Genomic DNA, 15,532 nt, shown 5'->3' with positions numbered 1-15,532 from the left:
GTCGCGCACCCGGCCGCTCCATTGAACCCGTCCCGGGTCCACAACTGCCGCTTTGGCCTGACGCGCTGCCGGGCCGGCTGGCGGAGCCGCGCTTCAGGTACGGCCCGCGTGCTGCGGTCGGCAAATTCCGGGCGCCTTTCTCTGGCTTTCTCCTCTTCCTGCTCCCTGCTTATGACGGACGATTACTCCATCCTTTACCGCCCCGACCTGGGCATCCTGGTGGTGCGCTGCCAGCAGCCGGGCGGGCCGCCGCAACTGCGTAAAGTGTGCCTGCACAGCCTGGAAACGGCCCGCCGGCACCACGCCGCCCGCTGGCTGCTGGATATGCGGCGGCGCGACCCGCTCTGCTCACACCAGACCAGCTGGCTCACCGACACGCTCTACCCGCTGGCGGCTCGCTGGCTGGGCCCCGAGCCGCTGACCCTGGCTGTGCTGAGTCTGCCTACGTCCCGCACCGACCCGGTCTTGGCTCCGGAGCCCGCCTGGCTGCGCGTTTTTGCCGAGGAAGGTGCGGCCTGCCAGTGGCTGCGCCACCGGTCCGGTACCGCCTGAGTCCGACACGATGGGGCCAGCTTCGCCGCGGCCTTCGGGGCTTTTCTGACTGCCTTTTCTTCTTGTTTTTCTTAACCCTGATATGCTATGAAGCACTTCTCCATCTGTCTGCTCATGCTGCTGCTGCTGGTGCTGGGCAAGCACAACGCGGCCCGGCTGACCCTGGCTGCGCCGCTGGCGCAGCAGCGGGTAGCCCCGGTCCGGCCGGGGCAACTGCCCCGCGTGCCGCTGCGCCGGCCTGGCACCGGCCCGGGGCCGCGCGTGGCCGCTTTGGTGGCCCGGTAAGACTGGTTCCGTCGCCTGTTTCTGCTCAACTCTTCCCTGTTTACCTTTCTCCACAACTCATGCAAAAGCTGATGTATGCTCTGCGGCTGGGTCTACTGACCAGCCTGTGTCTGGTAGTGCAGCACGCCGTGCCCGGCGGGGCCCACGCCCGCACCCTCATCCGTGAAGTGCCGGAAGTAGCCGCCGCCACCAGTCTGCGCACGCCGCCCGCCCTGCGCCGCCACACTGCCCTGCGCCGCCACACCGCCCGCCTCCGCCGCGACGCCAACCCCGCCGCCGGCACCGGCCGCGACTATTTCCGTCCCCGCCGCCTACCCAGCCAGCGTAAACTCGATTCGTTTAGCGAGCGGGCCCAGCGCTGGTGGGCCAGCCACCGGCCGCTGTAGCGGCCTTCCGCGCAAGTAGTAAGCCGTCCCCGTCCCGGATTTACTCCCGGGGTGGGGACGGCGTTTGGCTAATGGGAGGGCGCGTTGCGCAGGTGCAAACCGCCCGCGGTGCCCGGCTCTGCTGACGCCCGGGCGGGGCGGACTCCATTTACCCCGCAACTAGAGAGAAGCAAAGCAAGCCGGGGTTTGGGGCCCACGTCCGAGAACCGGCTCCAGATTCTAGAGTGTACTCCAGACAGTGGACTAGTGGAGAGCGGGCTTGTGGTATAAGTCACTGTTTTTTAGTCTATTGAAAATAAAACGCAGGCTGGCACTGACTTGGCAGCGGGGCTGGCATGCGCCAAATATTTACTTCTTCTGATTCTGACTTGCTGACCGGGCTGCTCGGACGGCTTGGTTTCGCGGCCCGGCCTGATGGCGAGCTGCAGCTGCGCGGCATCCGCAACCCCGATGGCTCCCTGCGCTGGGTGTGGCCGGCTGGGGAGCGGCAGCCGCTGTTTCTGGCTTTCTACAACGCCACTACCTGGAAAGCCCGCCTCTTCAGCCGCGCCGTGCGGCTGGCCTTTACCTGCCGCTTGCAGGGGCTGCTGTTTCCGGTGCTGCCCGGCCGCTATGAGGCTGTGGCCCGGCCCGGTTGGCTGCCCGGCTCGTTTGCCCTGTTCACCGGTACGCCCGGCCCCAACCGCAAAGCTGTGTGCTGCGCCCCCGATGCCCAGGGCCGCCGCGTATTCGCCAAGCTGGCGCTGGGCCCCGAGGCCGAAGCCAAAATAGCCCGCGAGGCCGCCGTGCTGGCCCGCCCCCGGCCCGCCGCCTTGCGGGCCGTGCCGCTGCCCCAGCTGCTGGCCAGCGCCCCCGGCCTGCTGGTGCAGACGGATGTGCAGCCCGTCCGCGCCACCCGCAGCGCCACCCTGGAGCTGCCGCACCGCGCCTACCTGTGCGCCACGGCCGCCGCCGCCCGCCGCCTGCCCCTGGCGGCCACCGGGTTCTGGCACACCGTGCACCACCAGGTGGCCGATCTGCTGAACCTGCCCGACACCCGCCTGCCCGTGGGGTTGCGCCGCCACCTGGCTACGCTGCTGGCTGGCCTCAGCCCCCAGCAGCAGTTAGGCTTCGGCTTCGCCCACGGCGACTTCACGCCCTGGAACTGCTGGGTAGCCCCCGGTCACGACGACGCCACCCCCGGCCACCTGGCCCTTTACGACCTGGAGTTTGCCACCGAGCAGGCCCCGGTGCTCTACGATCTGTTCCACTTCCAAGTGCAGCAGGGGCTGCTGGTGGAGCGGCTGGCCCCGGCCCTCATCCGCGACCGGGCGCTGGCCCTGGCCGCCCAGATAGACCCGGGGTTGTCGGGGGCGGAGGTGCGGCTGGCCTGGCACCTGTACCTGCTGCACCAGATAAGCAGCGGCCTGCTGCTCTACCACGCGCAGGCGGAGTGGCACACCCAGGTGCAGTGGCTGCTGGCCGGCTGGCTGGGCCTCGTGAACCTGGAGCTGGCCGCCACCGAGCCCCACCGCCGGCTGGTGCTGGCCGAGCTGCTCGATGCCCTGCCCGGCCGGGGCGGGGTGGTGCTGAAGCTGCGCGCCGCCGATGCCTACGAGCTGCGCCCCACCTCCGACGTGGACGCTTTGCTGCCCCGCGCCGCGGCCCGGGCCACCGCCCGGTTCCTGCGCCGCCACCCGCTGGTGCGCGCCGCCACCGTGCGTACTCAGGCCCACATGCTGTCGGTGGATTGCCACCTGCACGACGACACGTTTCTGGCCGTGGACCTGCTGCACGAGGTGGAGCGCAAAACCCTGCGGCTGCTGGCGGCCCCGGCCGTGCTGGCCGAGGCGCGCACCGTGGCCCCCGGTGTGCCGGTGCCCTCCCTGGCCCACGATTTCGCCTACACCTGGCTGTTCTACTGGCTGAACGACAGCTCTGTGCCCGCCGGCCACCTCTGGCACTTCGAGCAGCAGCCCGCCGAGCAGCAGCGCGCTTTGCTCGACAACCTGCGCCGCGACTATGGACTATCTTTTGGCTCCCTGGCTGAGGCGGCGGAGTTTGATGCGGCCCTGCTGCCGGCGCTGCAGCGGGCCGTGCAGCGGCAGCCCGGCAATGGGTGGCTGCAGCGCGGGCGGCGGGCTCTGGCCTACGGCTGGCACACGCTGGCCTCGCACTTCCGGCCCCAGGGCATGCTCATTACCTTCAGCGGGGTAGATGGAGCCGGCAAATCAACGGTGATTGAGCACGTGCGGCACGGGCTGGAAAAGCAGTGGCGCAAGCGCGTGGTCGTGATTCGGCACCGGCCCTCGGTGCTGCCTATTCTCAGCGCCTGGAAGTACGGCAAGACCGGGGCCGAGCAGCGCGCCGTGCAGAGCCTGCCCCACCAGGGCCAGAACCAGAGCCAGTTGTCCTCGCTGGTGCGCTTCGCTTACTACTACCTCGATTACGTGGTGGGCCAGGCCGTGGTGTGGCTGCAGCACACCCGCCGGGGCCACATCGTGCTCTACGACCGGTACTACTTCGACTTCATCAACGACAGCCGCCGCAGCAACCTGCGCCTGCCCGAGGGGCTGACCCGCTCTCTGTACCGCTTCGTGCATAAGCCCCGGCTCAACTTCTTCCTCTACGCCGACGCGGCCGAGATTCTACGTCGCAAGCAGGAAATGCCCGCCGCCGACATCACCCTGCTCACCCGCAAGTACCAGGACCTGTTCCGGCAGCTGGGCAGCCGCTACCGCCACTCGCGCTACATCCCCATCCGCAACCACGACCTGGACGCTACGCTATCCACCATCAGCACCTATATCCGGCAGGAAATCCAATGAGACAGTTATTCACGCGGCTGGTGCGCCTCCGCAACCCCGATTTTTCCATCCACCCGGCCGTGGGGCTGAGCGGGGTGGCCGGCTTTGGCTGGCGCACGGCCCGGGCGTTGCTGCGCGGGCAACTGCTGTGGCTGCGCGGCCGCAACCCCCACGGGGCCATGCTGGGCCGCGGCGTGCAGTTTGAGTACCTGGGCAGCATCCGGTTTGGGCAGTGGCTGAAGGTGGGCGAGCAGGTGCGGTTCAGCGGCCTTTCTACCGGGGGCCTGCAGCTGGGCAACCACGTCAGCATCGGGGCCTTCAGCCAGGTGATTGTGTCCACCTCCCTGCAGGCGCCGGGCCAGTACATCTTCATCGGCAGCCGGGTGGGCATCGGGGAGTTTGCCTACCTGGGCGGCGGCGGCGGGCTGCGCATTGAGGATGACTGCATCATCGGCCAGTACTTCAGCTGCCACCCCGAAAACCACGTGCACGCCGACGTGCAGACGGCCATCCGGCTGCAGGGCACCACCCAGCGGGGCATCCACATCGGGGCCGGCTGCTGGATTGGCAGCAAGGTTACGGTGCTCGACGGGGTGAGCATCGGGGCGGGCTGCGTGGTGGCCGCCGGGGCCGTGGTCACCCGCTCCCTGCCCGACAACTGCGTGGCCGCCGGCGTGCCGGCCCGCGTCATCAGCTCCCGGGTGGCCCGCCCAGTGCGCGCCGCTCACCTTCAGCCCGAACCCGCCTAAATGGAAACACGTGTACTCATTACGGCCTACGCCGTGAATCCCTACAAAGGCTCGGAGGATGCCACTGGCTGGAACTTCCTGCTGCAGGCTGCCCGCCACCAGCAGGTGGTGGCCGTCACGCGCCGCAACAACCGCCCCGATATTGAGCGCTACCTGCTGGCCCACCCCGAGCTGGCCGCCCGGGCCGCCCGCATCGAGTTCCGCTACTTCGATTTGCCGGCCTGGTGCCGGTGGTGGAAGAAGGGGCCGCTGCTGTCGGTGCTCTACTTTTATATGTGGCAGCTGAGTCTGGCGTTGTGGCTGTGCTGGCGCCGCCCGGCGGTGGACGTGGTGCACAGCCTCAACTTTCACAGCGACTGGACGCCCTCGTTTCTGTGGCTGCTGGGCCGGCCGCTGGTGTGGGGGCCAGTGGGGCACCACCCGGCCATTCCCCATAACCACCTCACCCGCCACGGCCGCCGCGCCTACCTGCGCGACCGGCTGCTCTGGACGATGAAGCGCGGCTTCTGGCGCTTCGACCCGTTTCTGCGGCTCACGCGCCGCCGCGCCGGCCACGTGCTCTGCGTGAATTCCACGGTGGCCCCGGTGCTGGGCCTCAGCGGCCAGCAGTCCTCTTTGGTGCCCGCCGTGGCCGTGGAGCTGCCGCGTCTTCACCATACTCCAGCAACTCCGGCCGACGAGTTTGTGGTGATGATTGCCGGCCGCATGGTGCCGCTGAAAGGCTTTGACATGGTGATTACCGCCTTTGCCCGCTTCTACCGCGGTCTGGGCCCGGAGGAGCAAAGCCGTTGCCGGCTGCAGCTCATCGGGAGCGGGCCTGAGGAAGAGCGGCTGCACCAGCTGCTCCGGCGCCACGGCCTGGAGCACTGCGCGCGGCACCAGGCCTGGCTGCCGCGCGAGCAGGTGCTGGCCAGCTACGCCCAGGCGTCGGTGTTCTTCTTCCCCTCGCACGAAGGCGCGGGCATGGTGGTGCCCGAGGCCCTGAGCTACGGCGTGCCGGTGCTGTGCTACGCCAACGCCGGCCCCGGCGAGCTGGTGCCTCCGGCCTCGGGCCTGAAGGTGCGCTACGGCTCCTTCACCCGCAACGCCGACGAGTTTGCTGCCCGCCTCACGGCTTTGCTGCGCACCCCCGAGCTACGCGCCGCCGAGGCCACCCTGGCCCGCCGCCACGTAGCCGCCCACCATACCTGGAACCGCCGCGGCGAGCAGCTGCGGGCCATTTACACCCACGTCCTTGCCTCATGAGCCACATCATCGCCGTTCATTTGCTTAACGACCGGAGCGGCAGCCCGCTGGTGCTGCGCCAGTCTTTGGCCGCCCTGCACCAGGCGGGCCACCGCCTCGAGCTGCTCACGGCCACGCCCGGCCCGGCGGGCCACCTCAGTCACCTGCCCGGCGTGCGCACCCACGCGCTGCCCTATCGGTGGTCGGCCAGCGTATGGCACACGCTGCTGCGCTTTGGCTGGGTGCAGCTGGTGGTGTTCTGGAAGGTCCTGCGGCTGGCCCGGCCCGGCTCGGTGGTGTACGTGAACTCGCTGCTGCCTTTCGGGGCGGCGCTGGCCGGCCGGTGCCGGGGCGCGCGGGTGGTGTACCACGTGCACGAAGTGTCCATCCGGCCGGCGCTGCTCAAGCGGCTGCTGTGCGCGGTGGTGAACCGCACGGCCCACGAGGTGCTGTTCGTATCGGAGTACGTGCGGAAAACGCTGGGGCTGCGGGTGCACCGGCAGCAGGTCATCTACAACGCCCTGAGCCCGGCTTTTGTGCGGCAGGCGGCTCAGGCCGCGCCGGCTGCTGTCCCGTTCACGGTGCTCATGGCCTGTTCGCTGAAGGACTACAAGGGCGTGCCCGAGTTCTACGCTTTGGCCGCCGCCTTGCCCGACATGCGCTTCGAGCTGGTGCTGAATGCCGACGCGCCCACCGTGCAGGCCTACCGGCTTGCGCATCCGGCCCCGGCCAACCTCGCGCTGTTTTCCACCACTGGCAACATGCATCCCTTCTACCAGCGGGCGGCCGTAGTGCTCAACCTCTCGCGCCCCACAGAGTGGGTCGAAACCTTCGGGATGACGGTGCTGGAGGCCCTGAGCTACGGCCGGCCTGTGGTGGTGCCCCCGGTGGGCGGCGTGGCCGAGGTGAACGTGGTGGGCCAGACCGGCTTTGCCATCAACGGACAGGATTTGCCCCGGCTGGTGCAGGTGCTGGAGCTGCTGCACCGCCACCCGGCCACCTACGCCCGCCTTTCCGCCGCCGCCCGGCAGCGTGCCGCCGCCTTCGCCCCAGAAGCCTTTGCCCGGCAGGTGCAGCAGTGCTTTGCCGCGGCTGATGCCCCGGTGCTGGCTGCCCCCGCCTACGCCACCTGCCAAGCCGCCTGAATGGTATAGAGACGCAATAGGTGGCGTCTCGTCATTGAACGGCCCGCAGCTGTCGGACCCAACAACATCAGCCCCGACGAGACGCCACCTATTGCGTCTCTACACCGGCCCATCGGCACCATTCTTCCCATCCTCGTATTACATCCTCCCAATCCATGAAATCTCAGAAAGTAGCCGTTATCGGCACGGTGGGGCTGCCGGCCTGCTACGGCGGCTTCGAAACCCTTACGGCCTACCTGGTCAAGTACCTGCACGCCGAGCACGAGCTGACCGTGTACTGCAGCGGCAAAAAATACCCCAAGGAGCAGCGCCAGACGCACTACCAGGGCGCCCGCCTGCGCTACTTGCCGCTGGAGGCCAACGGCTTCCAGAGTATCCTCTACGACTGCCTCTCCATTCTGCACGCGCTGTTCTTTGCCGATGTGCTCCTGATTCTGGGGGTGCCGGGCGGGATTCTGCTGCCCTTCGTGAAGCTGTTTACCCGCAAGCGCATCATCATTTCCATTGATGGTATTGAGTGGCGGCGGGCCAAGTGGAGCAAGCCCGCCAAGTGGTACTTGCGCTTCGCCGAATACCTGGCCGTGCGCTTCAGCCACGCCGATATTTCCGACAACGACGCCATTCAGAACTACACGGCCCGCGCCTACAGTACCCGCAGCCGCGTTATTGAGTACGGCGGCGACCATGCCCAGCCCCAGCCCGTCACGCCCGCCTACCAGCGGCAGTACCCGTTTCTGCAGGAGCCCTACGCCTTCAAGGTGTGCCGCATCGAGCCTGAAAACAACGTGGGGCTGATTCTGAGCGTGTTTGCCGAGCTGCCCGCCTATCCTTTTGTGCTGGTGGGCAACTGGAACAACAGTGAGTTTGGCCGCCAGCTGCGGGCCCGCTACCAGTACTACGACCACCTGCACCTGCTCGACCCCATCTACGACCAGGCCACCCTGGACGTGCTGCGCAGCAACTGCCACGTGTACGTGCATGGCCATAGCGCCGGCGGCACCAACCCCTCCCTGGTGGAAGCCATGCACCTGGGTCTGCCCGTGCTGGCTTTCCACGTGTCGTTCAACAAAGCCACCACCGAGCACAAAGCCCGCTACTTCGGCAGCGCCGAGGAGCTACGCGCCCACCTTACCGGCACCACCCCGGATGCTTGGCAAACCCTGGCCCAGAACATGCGCGAAATTGCGCACCGTCGGTACCGCTGGGAAGTGGTGGCCCGCAAATACAGCTACCTCATTCAGAAAGTGTGTTCCGAGCAGCCCAGCACCAACCTGGCCCCGCGCATCAGCCAGCTCGGCACTAAGGAGCTATTGCAGCATCAGCTGGCTCATTATCAGGTACTCACGCCATTTTATGAGGAGGAATAGAAGCAACTGCTCAACCGTAGCGCCAGAATAATGATGGTATTAAAATATTCTGATTTTTTCATTGCGAGAATAAACAAGCAATAATCCCGGGAAAGGATAAGCCATTCTTATTATTGGGCAATACATTAGGGAGATGACAGTTTCATTTTGATAAAGTAGCGCCTGCTCACTAGTGGATACCGGATGAGTTGGGGCATTTTCTTTGCCTTTGGGTGCATCCTGCACGTATCTTTGTACTCTATTAGTCCGGTGCCGCGCTGGTATCCTCTTCTTTCTTAGGTGCTATTTATTTAAACGTCCGTACACGAGTGTAATAACTATGAGTAGTACTGTTTGTGCGCTGGCATCCACTGGCCCTGATGAGGGCTGATGCAGCACGCCGAGCACTGATTTTGCCGCTAGTCTGATAGCGCCTCCTGCCAGTTTAGGCAGCTACCCCGTTGCTTTTCCCGAATTCGTTCCCCGTCCCGGCTGCCGCCATTGGCAGCAGTGGCCGGGTTGCTCCGTTGCGTCATTTCATTTTTCTGCTGATGAGTACACCTCTACCTTTTTCCATTGTGATAGTAGAAGATGACCCGTGGTACGGGCAGTTGCTGCAGTATCATTTGTCGCTCAACCCCGATTACCAAGTCACGCTGTATACTTCCGGCCAGGAGCTGCTACATAATCTGCACACTCTCCCCGACGTGGTAACCATCGATTTTGGTCTGCCCGATATGGAAGGCCGGGAATTGCTGCGCCGCGTCCGGGAGCGGCAGCCGGAACTGCCCATCATCGTTATCAGTGCCCAGAGCAAGATTACTACGGCCGTAGAGCTGCTGCGCATGGGCGCTTCCGATTACCTGGTGAAAGACGAGTACACCAAGGACCTGCTCTGGAACGCGGTGCTCAAGATTCGGGAAACCAGCCGCCTGCGCCAGCAGGTGCAGCAACTGCAGACACAACTGCAGGAAAAGTACGATTTCAACCGGCTGCTGAAGGGCAACAGCCCGGCCATCCAGCGCACCTTTCACCTGATGGAGCGCGCCGCCCAGACGCCCGTAAACGTGTCGGTGACGGGTGAAACCGGCACGGGCAAGGAACTGGTAGCCAAGGCTGTGCATCTGAAATCGGAACGCAGCAAGAAGCCTTTTGTGGCCGTGAACATGGCCGCCATTCCCACCGAGCTGCTGGAATCGGAGCTGTTTGGCCACGAAAAAGGCGCCTTTACCGGGGCCATCGGCCGCAAAATCGGCAAGTTCGAGGAGGCCAACGGCGGCACGCTGTTTCTGGATGAAATCGGGGAGCTGAGCCTGCCCATGCAGGCCAAGCTGCTGCGGGTACTGCAGGAGCGGGAGCTACAACGCGTGGGCGGCAATGAGCGCATCAAGCTGAACGTGCGCCTGATTACGGCGACGCACAAAAACCTGGCGGAGGAAGTCAAGAAGCAGGCCTTCCGGGAAGACCTGTACTACCGCGTCATCGGGCTGCCCATTGAACTGCCGCCCTTACGCGAGCGGGGCAGCGACATTCTGTTTCTGGCCAAGCACTTTCTGGAGGAGTTCTGTCAGGAGCAGGGCCGCCCGGTGCCGGCCCTCGCGGAGGAAACGCAGGTGCGCCTGCTGGCCCATAGCTACCCCGGCAACGTGCGGGAGCTCAAAACCATCATGGAGCTGGCCGCCGCCCTCTGCAACGGCCAGGAGATTCTGCCCCGCGACCTGCTGTTCACGCCCGCTACCAGCGGCGCCGACTTGGGCCTGCTTTCGGAGCAGCGCACCCTGCGCGAGTACAGCCGGCACATCATCCGCCACCACCTCGACAAATACGACCACAACGTGCCCCTGGTGGCCCGTAAGCTTGATATCGGCAAATCCACCATTTACAAAATGGTGCAGGACGGCGAACTGTAACCCGGCTTTCTATCGATTCCACTTCTCCACCTTTTCCTTGTCACCAGTATGGAATTCTCCCCGTACGCTGCCCGCCAACAGGCGGAAATCGACCGCCTGCAGGCCCAGGTGCTCCACCTGGAGCAGCAGCAGCAGCAATTGCAGCAGGCCCTGCACCTGAGCGAGTGGCGGTTTGAGAGCGTAGCCGGGCAGGTACCCGTGGTGTTGTATCAGTGGCGGGAAAATTTCGACGGCTCTTTCTGCTTCAAGTACGTGAGTCCCCGACTGCACGATCTGTTCGGCATTCCGCTGGCCGATGCGGACCGTCTGGGCGACTTTATCCACCCCGATGATCAGGAGCGGTGGCGCAACTCCGTGCACGAAGCCAACCAACGGCGTCATCCCTGGCAGTTTGAGGGCCGTATGGTGGTGCCGGGCCAGCCGTTGCGCTGGTGGCGGGGCCACTCCGTGCTTTCGAGCCAGGATGCGCAGGGGTTGGTGTACACCGGCATTATGGAGGATATTACGGCCCTGCAGCAAAGCCAGCAGCAACTGCTTACCACCGAGGAGCGCTGGCAGGAGGCGTTTCGCCTGATCGGCGACGGGCTGTGGGAGTATGATATGCGTACCGGCCAGCCGACGTTTTCGGTCTCGTTCCGCCAGCTGCTCGGCTACGCCGAAACGGAGTTGCCCAACGACCACCAGGCCTGGCTGGCCCGAGTACACCCGCACGATTTGAAGCAGATCCGGGCTACATGGGCTAGTCATCAGCAGGAGCAGGCGCCCGTGTGGCTGCTGGAATTCCGGATGCTGGGCCACGATGGCAGCTACAAGCACCTGCTGTGCCGGGGGGTAGTTACCCAACTGACGGCTGAGAACACGCCCGCTCTGCTGTCGGGCATCGTTACGGATATTACCCGCCAGAAAAACACGGAAGCGGAGCTGGCCTTTTCCTCCCTGCGCCTGCGCAACGTCATTGCCAGCCTCAACGATGCCATCCTGCTGGTAGATGAGCACGCGCGGGTGCTGCTGACCAACGAAGAGTTCTGCCAGCTCTACCAGTTGGGCTGCTCCCCGGAGGAGCTGATTGGATTTGACCTCTCCACCTGCCTGGAACGCTCGCTGCTGGCGGCCCAGCACCCCGCGCCCATTGGCAGCTGTCTGCGCGACCTATTTCGGCAGCGCTGGCAGGGTAGCGAAACGCTATACCTGGCCGACGAGCGGATTTTTCAGCGCCGTTCCCAGCCCATTTATCACCACCAGGAGAATATCGGCCACCTCTGGACCTTTCAAGACATCACGCAGCAGGAAAAGGATGACTACATTCTGAAGCGGCGCGAACAGAAATACCAAGCCATCATCGAAAACATGAGCCTGGGCTTGGTGGAAGTGGACCTGGACCACCATGTCCGCTACGTAAACGACAGTTTCTGTGAGCTGGTCGGCTACGAAGAGGCGGAGATGCTGGGCATGTCCATTTTCTCCCTGATCCGCGCCGCAAAGGATAACGACCTGCTGCGCAACAAGCAGCTGGAGCGCCTCCGGGGCATTTCGGATGTATATGAAGCGCAGGTAACCACCAAAAACGGCGTGATGAAGTGGATGCTCATCGGCGGGGCACCGCTCTACGACGAGCACAGCACCGTGGTAGGGACCACTGGAATTTTTATGGACATCACGCACCAGAAACTACTGGAAAACAACCTGCGCGAGGCCAAAAAGCAGGCCGAGGAGTCATCGAAGGCCAAGGAGCTGTTTCTGGCCAACATGAGCCACGAAATTCGCACGCCCATGAATGCCATCCTGGGTATGAGCCAGCTGCTGGCCAAAACCCCGCTTTCCAAAAACCAGGACAACTACCTGAATGCCATCAGCACCTCGGCCGAAAACCTGCTGGTCATCATCAACGATGTGCTGGATCTGACCAAGATTGACGCGGGCAAGCTCACACTCGAACACATCGGCTTCAGTATTCAGGCAGTATGCGAGCAAATTGAGAAAACCCTGCAGTACAAGGCCGAGGAAAGGGGACTTAATTTCGTAACGTGGGTAAAAGCCGGCATCCCCGATGTGCTCATCGGCGACCCGTACCGCATCACGCAGGTGCTGCTGAACCTGGCCGGCAATGCCATTAAGTTCACGGAGAAGGGCCAAGTAACTGTGAGCTGCGAGCTGACCGATTTCACGGAGCAGGACGTGGTAGTGGAGTTTACCGTTAGTGACACGGGCATTGGAATTACGCCGGAATACCTGAACCGGATTTTCAACGAGTTCAGCCAGGAAGATTCCTCCGTGACGCGCAAGTTTGGCGGTACGGGCCTGGGCCTGAGCATCTGCCGGCGGCTGGTGGGACTCATGGGCGGGGAATTGCGCATTGAGAGCGAAAAAAACCAGGGCACTGTCATCAGCTTCACGTTGCGCCTGCCCGTTGGCGCGGTCACCGATATGCCCAGCAAGCAGTTGTCGTTCGGGGCCAAAGCCATTCAGGCCGGCATCAAAGGCCGACGCGTACTGCTGGTCGAAGACAACGACTTTAACCGCCTGTTGGCCAAGTCATTCCTGACCCAGGCCAGCGTGGAAGTCACGGAGGCCGAGAACGGAGCCGTAGCCGTTGAGCTGGTGCGCCAGGCCCCCACGCCCTTCGATTTGATTCTGATGGACGTGCAGATGCCGGTGATGAACGGTTTTGAAACCACCGAGTTTCTGCGGCAGGAACTAGGCCTTACCACGCCCATTGTGGCGCTCACGGCCAACGCCATCCGCGGCGAGCAGCAGAAGTGTCTGAGTGCCGGCATGAACGATTACCTGGCCAAGCCATTTCAGGAGCAGGATCTGCTGAAAATGGTGTACAACTGGACGGAACGTAATCACAACGAAGAGCAAGCCGCCAGTAAGCTCTACGATTTGACGCTGCTGCACGAAACCGCCCGGGGCGACCAGCAATTCATCGATTTTATGCTGCGCACTTTCCTGCAAAGCAGTACGGCCATCCTGCAGGAGCTGCACGCTGCCATGGCCGATGGTAGTCTGACCCGCTTACAAGCCGGAGCGCATAAGATCAAGCCCAGCCTTATGCATCTGCACATGAAGCAGGTGCTGGAACCCGTGGATCATCTGGAAAAGTACTCCGGCCTCTTCGATGTAGCAGCCCTGCAACCCCTGCTTGACATCATTGATGCAAACCTGCGGCAGGTAATGCAGCAACTAGAACGGGACACCAAAACCAGCACGCTGCAACATGTGTCTTTTCCTGAAATAAGTTGACAGTTTTTCACCCTTAAAACTGTCCTTATACAAGACCACATTCAGGATGTACTGGCTCGCTTTGAGTATAGCGAGCAATTCCGAGAAACGGCCGTGTTTCGTATGCTTCTTTGGCGGCGAGGAGCCTAGCCAAGTTATGGCCGATTTGGCTATTCCCATCAGCTACACACTGCGGGACTGGGTGAGTCTGTACCAGCGCAAAATCCAAACGGGTATGCTTACCTGCCATGACGACCACGCAAAAGCAGAACAGGCAGGTCTTGGAGCAGCGCAGTACCGAACTTGAACAGGCTGTGAAACAAGCAAACTTGCTGATTCTGGCGCTGAACACTATGATGGAGGTAGGGGAAAAAGAATTCAAAGACCCCGAGCCGAAAAAAGTCTGGTACCGAACAGTACAAAAGCTTCGTTACAACGAGCTTGCCAAGGTGAGCGTCGGCCGCCGTTGCCAATCGAATGCGACTTTGGGACCACTTTTATGGACTAGAGCCGTTTATGCGGATCGGCTTGGCTGGCGGAGCGCCTGCTGGAGCACCGCCACGCTTTGGGTTAATTCGTCGGGGTTCATGGCGGCAAAGCCCAGGCGCAGGTGGTGGGCCCGGGCTTCGGTCCTCTCAGCAAATAGAATACGTAGCCCGTTACGGGAGTTGACTGACGGGGTGGGACATGACTTGAGCAGTCGGCTTGCCTGCTGAGGCTTTCCGATGCCTGTGGATGACCACGCCCCGTAGGCGCGGGCAGGTGTAGCGCGTGACGGTGGAAATGCGCAGGGGTTGGACAATCTCGTTGCCGTCCCGTTGCTGCTCCTGGTAGAGCATCTCAGCTAGGATGGCCGTACGCTCGGCTTCTGCCAGGAAGGCGAAAACGGAGCCTGGCGGCACTAGCCGCTACTTGGTGCACACACCCGGCCTTAAAAGCCGGCGGGTAGTTCTTCCGGGTGGCGGCCCAGCCGTCAGGATTTGATTTATCAGTCATGGGCAACCGAAGTTAAGACTTCGCGCTGTCCGTTTTAGCTAGCCCACCTCATGTTAGTCGGGGGCAATTCCTCGGTAATCATCGGCCCCTTTTTTGGTGTTAAAATTTTCTGAGGTAATAGTACTCTCAACGCATACCCTACTCCATAGTGAAGCACTAGCCTATCTTAAGATGGATGCATAATGCGACAGTTCATCTAGGGGTGCTCTCAGAAAACGGAAACTATAGCACGCTAAGGAACTCACCCTTTTGCTGAACTACGACAGCGAAGCCCGTGAGCTACTACTGCTGGTAGCCGCCATGTACCACTACTATTCTTCCAGTTGGCGAGGATTTTCTTGTACGGCGCGCAAACTACGCATCAGGTCCGCGAAAGAAGCATAGAGAATAGTCATTGGCAGCGGCTCGTCATAGAGCAACTCGTGGTCAATCAACACGATTGGACAGTCGTTGTCTTCCGGCCGCTGGTTGTTGGTGTCAAAGCACAGGATGCCCCAATCCGAGTAATCCGCAAAGTAGATATATCTCTGCCCAATGAGCTTGGCGGGTTCCCACGACTGGAAGTAACCGGCAAGTAACCGGTCTTTCCACTGCGCAATGACGTGGGGAAAGAAGTTGATTTGTTGCTCCGGCCAGAATTCGTAGAAGTGCTGGTAGCGCAGAAATTCCTTATACAAGGCGGGGTACTGCAATTCAATGCGTTCCTCCAACGCCTCCAGGTCACCTGCGGACACGGTGCTGGGTATTGGTTTCCAGGGAATTGAGTCATCCACAATCGGCCGTGTTTCGTCGCGCATTTCTACCGGCATGTCTGAATCAGCCCAACGCATTAGTCCGCCTTGGTGCCATGATTCCAGGGCGTAGTCGACAAACTGCTGCATGGTGCGGAGGTCGCTGGGGCTCATGTGCTTTCTTGTTTTGCGGGATGAGA

General features: G+C 62.7%; 12 protein-coding genes. 10 read left to right on the top strand and 2 right to left on the bottom strand.

The genetic code is table 11. The features are described from left to right. The first annotated feature begins 171 nt into the window (after positions 1 to 171). The 10 genes from HSW_RS00890 (at position 172) to HSW_RS00845 (ending at position 13,626) form a co-directional block, all read left to right on the top strand. Positions 172 to 552 (top strand): hypothetical protein, encoded by a 381-nt coding sequence (locus tag HSW_RS00890; protein ID WP_044000398.1) that lies wholly within the window; start codon positions 172 to 174, stop codon positions 550 to 552. Between the two features lie 87 nt (positions 553 to 639). Then, positions 640 to 837, top strand: coding sequence for a hypothetical protein (locus HSW_RS00885; protein WP_044000397.1), 198 nt, complete (start codon positions 640 to 642; stop codon positions 835 to 837). Positions 838 to 896: 59 nt separating this feature from the next. Further along, the gene (locus tag HSW_RS00880) at positions 897 to 1,223 is read left to right on the top strand and encodes a hypothetical protein (protein ID WP_044000396.1); all 327 of its coding nucleotides are present in this window, start codon (positions 897 to 899) and stop codon (positions 1,221 to 1,223) included. Positions 1,224 to 1,558: 335 nt separating this feature from the next. Further along, positions 1,559 to 4,030, top strand: coding sequence for a nucleoside/nucleotide kinase family protein (locus tag HSW_RS00875; RefSeq protein ID WP_155832751.1), 2,472 nt, complete (start codon positions 1,559 to 1,561; stop codon positions 4,028 to 4,030). Next, on the top strand, positions 4,027 to 4,758 hold the full coding sequence (locus tag HSW_RS00870; RefSeq protein WP_052345957.1) for an acyltransferase: 732 nt from the start codon (positions 4,027 to 4,029) through the stop codon (positions 4,756 to 4,758). Before HSW_RS00875 ends, HSW_RS00870 begins: the two co-directional genes overlap by 4 nt. Continuing rightward, positions 4,759 to 6,003 (top strand): glycosyltransferase family 4 protein, encoded by a 1,245-nt coding sequence (locus HSW_RS00865; RefSeq protein ID WP_044000394.1) that lies wholly within the window; start codon positions 4,759 to 4,761, stop codon positions 6,001 to 6,003. Next, positions 6,000 to 7,127 carry a glycosyltransferase gene (locus HSW_RS00860; protein ID WP_052345956.1) on the top strand — a complete coding sequence of 376 codons (1,128 nt, stop codon included), beginning with the start codon at positions 6,000 to 6,002 and terminating at the stop codon, positions 7,125 to 7,127. The genes HSW_RS00865 and HSW_RS00860 overlap by 4 nt, the downstream gene beginning before the upstream one ends. Positions 7,128 to 7,282: 155 nt before the next feature. Then, complete coding sequence (locus HSW_RS00855; RefSeq protein ID WP_044000393.1) at positions 7,283 to 8,494, top strand: DUF1972 domain-containing protein; 1,212 nt, start codon at positions 7,283 to 7,285, stop codon at positions 8,492 to 8,494. Positions 8,495 to 9,024: 530 nt separating this feature from the next. Next, positions 9,025 to 10,383, top strand: coding sequence for a sigma-54-dependent transcriptional regulator (locus HSW_RS00850; RefSeq protein ID WP_044000392.1), 1,359 nt, complete (start codon positions 9,025 to 9,027; stop codon positions 10,381 to 10,383). A 48-nt stretch (positions 10,384 to 10,431) separates the two neighbouring features. Next, a complete protein-coding gene (locus HSW_RS00845; RefSeq protein WP_052345955.1) occupies positions 10,432 to 13,626 on the top strand; it encodes a PAS domain-containing hybrid sensor histidine kinase/response regulator in 3,195 nt (1,064 codons plus the stop codon). Positions 13,627 to 14,264: 638 nt separating this feature from the next. Here HSW_RS00845 and HSW_RS23960 read toward each other — a convergent pair. Together HSW_RS23960 and HSW_RS00835 are read right to left on the bottom strand one after the other, a co-directional pair. Then, positions 14,265 to 14,507: a hypothetical protein gene (locus tag HSW_RS23960; RefSeq protein ID WP_155832750.1), complete on the bottom strand. Its 243-nt coding sequence runs from the start codon at positions 14,505 to 14,507 to the stop codon at positions 14,265 to 14,267. Between the two features lie 405 nt (positions 14,508 to 14,912). After that, a complete protein-coding gene (locus HSW_RS00835) occupies positions 14,913 to 15,506 on the bottom strand; it encodes an SMI1/KNR4 family protein (RefSeq protein ID WP_044000390.1) in 594 nt (197 codons plus the stop codon). Between the last annotated feature and the right edge of the window lie 26 nt (positions 15,507 to 15,532).

It is taken from the genome of Hymenobacter swuensis DY53 (assembly GCF_000576555.1).
Classification (GTDB): Bacteria; Bacteroidota; Bacteroidia; order Cytophagales; family Hymenobacteraceae; genus Hymenobacter; species Hymenobacter swuensis.
Note: the sequence above shows the minus strand (reverse complement) of the source record. Positions and strands in the feature narration are given on the sequence as shown.

What these genes read in the sequence shown, in the direction of transcription:
- HSW_RS00890 (WP_044000398.1), top strand. Translation starts at nt 172, where the DNA reads ATGACGGACGATTACTCCATCCTTTACCGCCCCGACCTGGGCATCCTG.
- HSW_RS00850 (WP_044000392.1), top strand. Translation starts at nt 9,025, where the DNA reads ATGAGTACACCTCTACCTTTTTCCATTGTGATAGTAGAAGATGACCCG.
- HSW_RS00885 (WP_044000397.1), top strand. Translation starts at nt 640, where the DNA reads ATGAAGCACTTCTCCATCTGTCTGCTCATGCTGCTGCTGCTGGTGCTG.
- HSW_RS00880 (WP_044000396.1), top strand. Translation starts at nt 897, where the DNA reads ATGCAAAAGCTGATGTATGCTCTGCGGCTGGGTCTACTGACCAGCCTG.
- HSW_RS00870 (WP_052345957.1), top strand. Translation starts at nt 4,027, where the DNA reads ATGAGACAGTTATTCACGCGGCTGGTGCGCCTCCGCAACCCCGATTTT.
- HSW_RS00855 (WP_044000393.1), top strand. Translation starts at nt 7,283, where the DNA reads ATGAAATCTCAGAAAGTAGCCGTTATCGGCACGGTGGGGCTGCCGGCC.
- HSW_RS00835 (WP_044000390.1), bottom strand. Translation starts at nt 15,506, where the DNA reads ATGAGCCCCAGCGACCTCCGCACCATGCAGCAGTTTGTCGACTACGCC.
- HSW_RS00845 (WP_052345955.1), top strand. Translation starts at nt 10,432, where the DNA reads ATGGAATTCTCCCCGTACGCTGCCCGCCAACAGGCGGAAATCGACCGC.
- HSW_RS00875 (WP_155832751.1), top strand. Translation starts at nt 1,559, where the DNA reads ATGCGCCAAATATTTACTTCTTCTGATTCTGACTTGCTGACCGGGCTG.
- HSW_RS00860 (WP_052345956.1), top strand. Translation starts at nt 6,000, where the DNA reads ATGAGCCACATCATCGCCGTTCATTTGCTTAACGACCGGAGCGGCAGC.
- HSW_RS00865 (WP_044000394.1), top strand. Translation starts at nt 4,759, where the DNA reads ATGGAAACACGTGTACTCATTACGGCCTACGCCGTGAATCCCTACAAA.